At 36.0% G+C, this 264-nt stretch carries 1 protein-coding gene; it reads left to right on the plus strand.

Annotated elements, in window-relative coordinates; translation table 11 throughout:
• Positions 1 to 264, plus strand: a 264-nt coding sequence (locus ACWA1B_RS22855) for a glycosyltransferase (protein ID WP_456910927.1), incomplete at both ends; no start/stop codon positions are given.

Below are 264 nucleotides of genomic sequence, written 5' to 3' on the forward strand. Positions count from 1 at the left end.
GCTTATCTTTCTACAAAAGAGCTTAGAAGATATCTCAAACGCAACAGTTTTGTTGATTATGAAGTGCTTTTAACGAGCGAATATGCTCCAAAACTGTCACTTATTGCGCCTGCTTACAATGAAGGTTTGACAATCGAAGAAAATGTAAAGTCGCTGCTTTCGCTAAATTACAATAACTATCAGGTAATTGTGGTAAATGACGGAAGCAAAGACAATTCGATGGAAATTCTCACCAAAACATACGATCTTGTTTTAACCGATTTG

It is taken from the genome of Flavobacterium xizangense (genome assembly GCF_054075145.1).